Origin of the sequence: Jeotgalibacillus aurantiacus (assembly GCF_020595125.1) — a bacterium.
Classification (GTDB): Bacteria; Bacillota; Bacilli; order Bacillales; family Jeotgalibacillaceae; genus Jeotgalibacillus; species Jeotgalibacillus aurantiacus.
Genome location: NZ_JACNMS010000006.1, coordinates 128,023 through 135,228, shown reverse-complemented (window position 1 = coordinate 135,228; position 7,206 = coordinate 128,023). Strand labels below are relative to the sequence as shown.

Sequence of the window (7,206 nt, the reverse complement as noted above, 5' to 3'; positions counted from 1 at the left end):
ACATCCGAGAAGCAAGCTTCTCTTCCGTTCGCTCGACTTGCATGTATTAGGCACGCCGCCAGCGTTCGTCCTGAGCCAGGATCAAACTCTCCGTAAAGTGTTTGAAAAGCTCATTGTCTTTTTTATTTGAAAAAGACTTAAAATCTTAAACGTTGACGTTTGGTTGTTTAGTTTTCAAGGTTCAGTGCTTCTTATCGAAGCGCCGCTCTCGTAAGCGACTAGAACATCATAGCATGTTACAGATTAGTTTGTAAAGCGTTTTTCAAATCTTTTTTTCATCTTTTTTCCGGTGATAAAAACCGACTAAAAAAGAGAAAACAAAAAAGCCTTACGGACCGCTATACATATCCCGTTCCCTTTAAGAGAACTTTACTAATCTATCACACCTCCATGAATGTAGTCAATGTCTTAAGAGCAATTCCATTATATAATTTAATTCTGAATATTACAACAACTTTATATAAAAAATATTTCCCTCTATTAGAATGATCTCCCTCAAAAAAGAAAAGCGCCCACTTAGCGGACGCTTTTCAAACAACCTTACTTCACTTCAATAATCCCTTTATCACCACGGCTGATCTTATTCTTCTTCACTTCCACCTTTTCGTTGTTCATCAGATTCGTAAACACGATAGGGGTCATAATAGAAGGAACGCGATCTTTAATGGCAGCCAGATCCACTTCAAGTAGAAGATCTCCGGCTTTCACCAGGTCTCCTTCATTTACATGAACCTTAAAGCCTTCACCGTTCAGCTTTACCGTATCGATACCAAAGTGAATCAGGATTTCCTGACCGTTGTCAGATTCAATTCCGATCGCATGCTTTGTCGGAGATACATTCACGACTTTACCATTCACAGGTGCACGGACAATTCCATCTGAAGGGATGATTGCAAATCCGTCTCCCATCATCTTACCTGAGAACACCTGATCAGGCACTTCTGTAATAGACACTGCTTCACCAGAAATTGGTGCAACAAAATCAGATAAGATTTCAACATCATTGCGGACAGCAGTTGACGTTGTTTCTTCAATCTCTTTTTGTACCTGCTGGTCAGCATCAACTTTCACCGGACGTGGTGTCTTACCGTCCATAATATCTTTCATCTGGTGACGAAGACTGTCTGAACGCGGTCCGAAGATGGCCTGAATGTTGTTTCCAATTTCAAGAACGCCTGATGCGCCAAGACGTTTTAATTCTTTTTTATCTACTTTTGATGGCTCGTTTACCTGAACACGAAGACGCGTGATACAAGCATCAAGGTTGGCAATGTTTGCTGAACCACCCATCGCATCAAGAATATCGTGTGGAAGATCTGATTTAGAAGAAGCAACGCGCTCTTCTCCCTCGTCTTCATCTGTTTCACGGCCTGGTGTAGCCAGGTTGAATTTACGGATTGCAAAACGGAATCCAAAGTAATAGATGACAGCAAATACGAGTCCTACCGGAATCACTAACCACCAGTTTGTCTGAGGGTTTAGTACTCCAAACAGCAGGAAGTCAATGAGACCTCCGGAGAATGTCATCCCGATTTTAACGTCAAGCAGGTGCATTGTTAAGAAAGACAGCCCTGCAAAAACAGTGTGAACCGCAAATAGAAGTGGTGCTACAAACAGGAATGCGAATTCAATTGGCTCTGTAATACCTGTCAGGAAAGAAGTCAGGGCAGCAGAACCCATGATTCCTGCAACAATTTTTTTCTTTTCTTTACGTGCTTCATGATAGATCGCAAGCGCTGCAGCCGGCAGACCAAACATCATAAATGGATATTTACCAGCCATGAACGTTCCGGCTGTCAAATCCTGAACCCCGTCACGAATCTGCGCCTGGAAGATTGAGTTATCACCGCGGACGATCTCTCCCGCAGCGTTTGTATACGTACCAAATTCAAACCAGAACGGCGTATAGAAAATGTGATGAAGACCGAATGGAATCAGTGCACGTTCAATCACACCGAATATAAATGCAGATAGAGCAAGATTTACACTTAGCAGACTGTTTGAGAAGAAGTTTAACCCTTCCTGAACAGGCGGCCAGATTAATAGCATGATCAATCCTAGCAGTACAGCCGAACCCGCTGTTGCGATTGGGACAAATCGTTTACCAGCGAAGAATCCAAGGTATGTCGGAAGCTCGATGTTATAAAAACGGTTGTACATGGCAGCAGCCAGTGCACCGACGATAATCCCGCCGAATACGCCTGATGACAGTGTAGGAATACCAAGAACCAGCGCATAGGCAGGGTCCTCACCGCTCGTCACCGTTTCAAGGTCCAGCCCAAGCGCTGTTCCCATCGTAGCATTCATAATTAAGTAACCAACAATCGCAGCAAGACCGGCTACACCGTCTCCTCCCGCAAGACCGATGGCTACCCCTACAGCAAATAGCAATGGCAGATTATCAAAAACAATACCGCCGGACTGTTCCATGACACTAGCGATCATGACGATCCAGTCACTCGTTAAAAACGGTGCAAGGTCAGTCAGGGTTTCGTTTTGAAGCGCATTACCGAACGCCAGTAGCAAACCGGCTGCCGGTAAAATCGCGACAGGAAGCATCAGTGCTTTCCCGATTTTTTGAAGCTGACCGAAAAACTTCTTGAACATTTTGTTTCCTCCTTTTTTATTCTGCAGCAAACAAAAAAGCATGAGTAAAGAAAAGAACTCCAGTGAGGGTCGTGAGGGTACACGAATCCCAATGGATCATCTATTCCTTACTCATGCCTGATCGTATCAGTAACACGTAAGTGAATTATTTCATTTTGGTTTGAATACGCTGCAGGTGCATCGTTAAATACACGGCTTCTGCATCATAAACAGGTTTTTTTAATGTTTGCTGCATGATTTTTATCAGTTTCCAAGACAGATTGTAGCACAGAGGATATTCTTCTTTCAAGAGTAAAGCGATTTTTTCCGGTTCATCCACTTTTCCTCCTCTGACCACACGCTCAATCGTATAGCGCAAATGCCTGACAAGTCTCATGTAATCAATACTCTCTTTATCCAGCTGGACATCGAACTGCGTTTCAATGAGCTGGATCAGACGTCCGATCAGCTGAGAGTGTGAGTTTACTTCCCGGACATTTTTATTCATCATCGCGCTGTGAATGTGGAGGGCAATAAAACCAACCTCTCCTTCAGGCAGATAAATATGGGCACGTTCATTGATAAGCTGCACAACTTCTTTAGCAATTTCATATTCATACGGATAAAGCGCTTTCGTTTCTAAAAGAAATGGATTGGAGATGGACATCCCTCTCATCAGGCGATTTACCGCAAAAACGATATGGTCCGTCAATGCCACATGAATATGTTCATTTAAAAACGACTGGGTACGCTCACGAATCAGCTCAATGGAAGAGATGACGACCTTTAACAGCTCCTCATCCACATGAGGGAGCAGCTTTTTAAATTGATCCTGCTCCTGCTGGTTTCTCAGCACAAACAGCTTTTCAACCTCTGCTTCACTGATCGTCGACTGAGTTTGACGCTTAAAGCCGATCCCCTTGCCGATCATGACGACTTCCGAATCACCGGTCCCCGCTATCAGCACATTATTATTCAGTACTTTTTTGACTGTGTAGCTCATCTCTTTCACTTCCGTCCATGTCGATTTCGATCCGGTATTCCATTTACCCGCTCAAGCCATTTAAAAAAGGACTGTCCGGTAAACGGAAACAGTCCTTATATGGTATTACGAAAGAAAAATGAAGTAAAGAACAAAGATTACAAACAGCCCATACATGATCGGATGGATCTGTTTTGACTTACCGCTCACGATCATCGTAATCGGATAGAAAATGAAGCCGACTGCGATTCCGGTTGCAATACTGTACGATAATGGCATGGCAATAATCGTCAGAAATGCCGGTACGGCAATTTCAAAACGTGACCAGTCAATTTTACCAAGAGCAGATACCATCAAAACACCAACAATAATAAGTGCCGGCGCTGTTACTGCACTCGTAATGACTTCAAGCAGCGGGAAGAAAAAGATCGAGAGAAGAAATAATCCCGCAGTTACAACAGATGCAAACCCTGATCTTGCACCAGCAGCTACTCCTGATGACGATTCTATATAAGAAGTTGTTGTAGAAGTACCGAGTATCGCTCCAAAAACCGTTGCTGTTGAGTCAGCAAAAAGCGCTTTACTTGCACGCGGAAGCTTATTTTCTTTCATGAGTCCTGCCTGGTTCGCCACTGCAACGAGTGTACCTGCAGTATCAAAGAAATCAACAAACAGGAAAGTCAGCACAACGACAAGGATCTGTATGGTGAATAGTTCAGCCGGATTATTAAAAATCGGGTCCAGTGCTGCACCGAAAGTTGGCGCAATGCTAGGCGCAGGCTCAACAATGCCGCTTGGACGGTCAATCAGTCCAACAATCATTCCGACAATTGCCGTTAATACGATCCCGAAGAAAATACCACCTTTAATTTTGCGGGTCATAAAAATAACGGTAATAAAAATACCAAAAATAGCAAGTAATGTATTAGGATCTGTCAGATCACCAAGCGCCACCATTGTCGCATCGTTTCCAACGATGATGCCCGCATTTTGAAAACCGATAAACGTAATAAAAAGTCCAATTCCGGCTCCTACTGCAAATTTCAGTTCAGCAGGAATAGAGTTAATGATTTTTTCACGAACGCCTGTCACGGTAAGAATCATAAAGATAATTCCAGATAATAAAACCCCTGTTAAAGCTGTTTGCCATGGAATCCCCTGCGTTAAAATAACCGAATAAGCGAAAAACGCATTCAAACCCATTCCCGGTGCAAGAGCGATTGGATATTTCGCAAATACCCCCATCACAAATGAACCGATAGCTGCTGCAAGGGCTGTTGCAACAAAGACAGCGCCATAATCCATACGCAGTGCGTCAGGCAGACCTTCCACATCAGCAAGGGTAAGCGTTAACGGATTAACGACAAGAATATACGCCATTGCCAGAAACGTGGTTAATCCTCCGATAAATTCACGGCGGTAATTCGTGTTTAATTCTTCAAACTGAAAATACTTCTTCAATGCTTTTCCCTCCAGAGATTTCTCCGAAGTATAACGAAAAAACCCTGAACGATGATCGTCGTTCAGGGTTGACTGTAGTGATCGAAGACGCACTTTTCCAGCCCGTCAAAAGCTGAAAAAAGCACATATGAATTCAATCCGCGTAGTCAAGTCATTTACGGTGACTTGGTAGAGACTTTCGGGCCCTATTCCCGACGTTATACGACGAAAGACTATTAAGTTTCAGTAAAGCAGAACCTGAATAAGAACCGCTTTAACACGATAGTTGTAATTGTATCAGCGACTGTATAGTACGTCAATACAAAATACGAACATTAAAACATATTATTTTATTAATATTCGCTTATTCCCATTCAATGGTACTAGGTGGCTTACTCGTCACGTCATACAGCACGCGGTTAATAGAATTCACTTCATTGACCAGGCGTACAGAAATTTTCTCCAGTACATCCCAAGGAATACGTGCCCAGTCAGATGTCATGCCGTCAATAGATGTTACTGCACGAATACCAATCGCATAGTCATACGTACGCGCATCTCCCATAACACCTACGCTGCGGATATCTGGTAAGACAGTGAAGTACTGCCAGATATCGCGGTCAAGGCCTGCTTTTTTGATTTCCTCGCGAAGAATATAGTCAGATTCACGAACAATCTCCAATTTCTCTTCTGTAATTTCACCAAGGACACGGATTCCGAGACCCGGACCTGGGAACGGCTGTCTCCAGACAATTTCATCCGGAATACCGAGCTCTGTTCCAAGCGCACGAACCTCATCTTTAAACAGTGTGTTCAGCGGTTCAATCAAAGTGAACTGCATATCTTCAGGCAGCCCGCCGACATTGTGGTGAGACTTGATCGTCTGTGCCGTTGCTGTTCCACTTTCGATGATGTCTGTGTAAAGCGTTCCCTGCGCAAGGAAGTCAATGCCGTCAAGCTTCGTTGCTTCATCGTCAAATACGTAGATGAATTCATTTCCGATGATTTTACGTTTTTGCTCAGGATCAGAAACGCCTTTCAGCTTGTTCATGAAACGGTCCTGTGCATCCACTTTGATGACATTCATATTGAAACCGTCAGCAAATGTTTTCATAACACTGTCCGCTTCACCTTTTCTAAGAAGCCCGTGATCAACAAAGATACATGTTAGCTGATCGCCGATTGCTTTATGAATCAGAACAGCTACAACAGAAGAGTCAACGCCTCCGCTTAATGCACATAACACTTTGCGGTCGCCGACTTCCTGACGGATTTTCTCAAGCTCGATTTCGATGAAGTTCTCCATTGACCAGTCGCCTTTACAGCCACATGCATCAAAGACGAAATTACGAAGCATCTCGTTGCCGTATACGGAATGGCGTACTTCCGGGTGGAACTGAACAGCATGAAGCTTCTGATCGTCATTGCTGATCGAAGCAACCGGACATGAAGGGTTTGTAGCCACTACATCAAATGAAGGTGGAGCTTCTACCACAAGATCGCCGTGGCTCATCCATACGGTTTGCGTTAATGGAAGATCCTTAAACAGTCCCTCTGCCTTTTCGATATGAATGTCCGCTTTTCCATACTCGCGATTTTTCGCCTTCTCTACTTTCCCGCCAAAGTGCATCGTCATCAGCTGCATGCCGTAACAAATACCAAGCACCGGAATTCCAAGATCAAAAATACGCTCGTCTGCACGGAAAGAATTTTCGTCATAAACCGAATTCGGTCCGCCTGAGAAAATGATTCCTGAAGGATTTAATTCCTTAATCTCTTCAGCTGTGATCGTGTGCGGATGCAGCTCACTATATACACCAAACTCACGAATACGTCTTGTGATCAGCTGGTTATACTGGCTTCCAAAATCCAGAACAACGATCATTTCCTGATTGTGCATCTCTTCTTTACCTAGCATGGGGTCACCTCATCAAGTAATATTTTTCTCCGGCATATGTGCCAGGTTACTTCCTCTGTAAATAGAAAAAGAACGCTCAACTGATAAGAGTCACGTTCTACTCTTCCCTTCAAGCGTTCTGTAAGGCGGTCTTTTACCAAAAGGAAAAGACCACCTTCATAGTCAGACCATTTATGGTGATCCGGTAGAAACATCCGACCCATATTGTCGGACATATATGAAGGGGGGTCTATCTTGCTGTCATTAATTTTCACCATTTTAACGCCTGAATAACAGGCGG

At 43.7% G+C, this 7,206-nt stretch carries 4 protein-coding genes, 1 rRNA gene and 2 riboswitches; all 5 genes read right to left on the bottom strand.

Annotation, left to right across the window (positions count from 1 at the left end; genetic code table 11):
• Positions 1 to 97 (bottom strand): 16S ribosomal RNA (locus H7968_RS16105); the annotation flags it as partial.
• A 443-nt stretch (positions 98 to 540) separates the two neighbouring features.
• On the bottom strand, positions 541 to 2,607 hold the full coding sequence (ptsG, locus tag H7968_RS16100; RefSeq protein WP_227397103.1) for a glucose-specific PTS transporter subunit IIBC: 2,067 nt from the start codon (positions 2,605 to 2,607) through the stop codon (positions 541 to 543).
• 145 nt (positions 2,608 to 2,752) lie between these two features.
• Positions 2,753 to 3,589 (bottom strand): glucose PTS transporter transcription antiterminator GlcT, encoded by an 837-nt coding sequence (gene glcT / locus H7968_RS16095; RefSeq protein ID WP_227397102.1) that lies wholly within the window; start codon positions 3,587 to 3,589, stop codon positions 2,753 to 2,755.
• Positions 3,590 to 3,694: 105 nt separating this feature from the next.
• The gene (locus tag H7968_RS16090) at positions 3,695 to 5,029 is read right to left on the bottom strand and encodes an NCS2 family permease (RefSeq protein ID WP_227397101.1); all 1,335 of its coding nucleotides are present in this window, start codon (positions 5,027 to 5,029) and stop codon (positions 3,695 to 3,697) included.
• Between the two features lie 123 nt (positions 5,030 to 5,152).
• Positions 5,153 to 5,254, bottom strand: a riboswitch (purine riboswitch).
• A 118-nt stretch (positions 5,255 to 5,372) separates the two neighbouring features.
• Positions 5,373 to 6,926, bottom strand: a complete 1,554-nt coding sequence (gene guaA / locus H7968_RS16085) for a glutamine-hydrolyzing GMP synthase (protein WP_227397100.1) — start codon at positions 6,924 to 6,926, stop codon at positions 5,373 to 5,375.
• Between the two features lie 139 nt (positions 6,927 to 7,065).
• Positions 7,066 to 7,167, bottom strand: a riboswitch (purine riboswitch).
• Positions 7,168 to 7,206: the final 39 nt, after the last annotated feature.

Bases quoted from the DNA above. Each gene is read 5' to 3' on its own strand.
- ptsG (WP_227397103.1), bottom strand. From the start codon at position 2,607: ATGTTCAAGAAGTTTTTCGGTCAGCTTCAAAAAATCGGGAAAGCACTG.
- glcT (WP_227397102.1), bottom strand. From the start codon at position 3,589: ATGAGCTACACAGTCAAAAAAGTACTGAATAATAATGTGCTGATAGCG.
- guaA (WP_227397100.1), bottom strand. From the start codon at position 6,926: ATGCTAGGTAAAGAAGAGATGCACAATCAGGAAATGATCGTTGTTCTG.